Consider the following 1,346-nt stretch of genomic DNA (forward strand, 5'->3'; position numbering starts at 1 on the left):
CCACTCGATCTGACGTCGCCGATAGATCTCCTCCTGCTCATCCTGTACGGGCGATTCATGAATCGCCCGTATCAACTCGCTGATTCGCTCATTCCAATAAAACTCGATCAGCTTGTGCATGCGGACGCAGGTGATCTTATCGATGCAGACCAGCATCGCCTTGCCGGTTTCCCACGCCGTGGAGTAGTGCTGCACAAAATCGCGGGCCACCTGGTCAAGGCGTTTCCCGGCCGTGATAATGTGATAATCGCGCTTGAGTTCCTGCTCCAGGCGCTGCTCCACATCGATATTGCCGGTTTCCAGCTCTTCCAGCTTTTCGGCGATCCGCTCGTTCAGATCGCCGACCGCCACGCCGAGCTTGTCACCACGCGCATCGTAATAGAGCGGCACCGTGGCCTTGTCCTCGACGGCCCGCTGGAAATCGTAGGTGGAGACGTAATCGCCGAACACTCGCCGGGTGATCTCGTCGTCCTTAAAGAGCGGTGTACCGGTGAAGCCGATATAGCTGGCGTTCGGCAGTGCGTTGCGCATGTTGAGCGCTAGAGTGCCGTACTGGGTGCGGTGGGCCTCGTCGGTGATGACGATGAGGTCATCGCGCCGGGAGTAGGCATCACCTTCGCTAACTGTCTGATTGAATTTCTGGATCAGCGAAAAGACATGCGATTTGTGCTGGGCCAACAGCTCGGCAAGGTGGTCGCCGCTCGCTGCCCGGCACGGGTCGCGGTCGTTGTCCACCACGCCGCATCCGGCAAAGGTTTTGTAGATTTGCGTGTCCAGATCGTCGCGGTCGGTGAGGACCAAAAAGGTGAAGTTGCCGCCCAGCTTGCGATGGACCTTGCGGGTAAAGAGCACCATGGAATAGCTCTTGCCCGACCCTTGCGTATGCCAGAACACCCCCAGCTTGCCGTTCCTGAGTTTGCGGTCGCGGACCGCCTCGATGGCCCGGTTGACGCCAAGAAACTGATGATTTCGGGCCAGAATCTTTTTTGTTTCCCCTGCCGAGTCGTCGAAAACGATGAAGTTCTCCACCAGGTCCAGGAAATTGGCTTTGGCACATACTCCTTTGAGCAGGGTTTCCATGGCCACCGCGCCCGGCTGATTCTCGGCCAGTCGTTTCCACTCGTGGAAATGTTCGAACCGGCTGGTGAGCGAGCCGAGCTTGGCATCCACCCCGTTGGCCAGCACGACCATGGCATTATGATGGAACAGGTGCGGGACGGTGTCCTTGTAGTCCAGAAAGTTCTGCTCGTAGGCGGCGCGGATATCCTTGCTGACGTTCTTGAGCTCCATGAACAACAACGGCAAGCCGTTGACGAAACCGACGATGTCCGCCCGGCGGCGGTACA

General features: G+C 58.2%; 1 protein-coding gene. It reads right to left on the reverse strand.

The annotated features are described in order from the left end of the window. Positions 1-1,346, reverse strand: a 1,346-nt coding sequence (locus EOL86_15085; protein NCD26893.1) for a type I restriction endonuclease subunit R, incomplete at both ends; no start/stop codon positions are given.

The sequence above is a fragment of the Deltaproteobacteria bacterium genome, from assembly GCA_009930495.1.
Lineage (GTDB): Bacteria > Desulfobacterota > Desulfovibrionia > Desulfovibrionales > Desulfomicrobiaceae > Desulfomicrobium.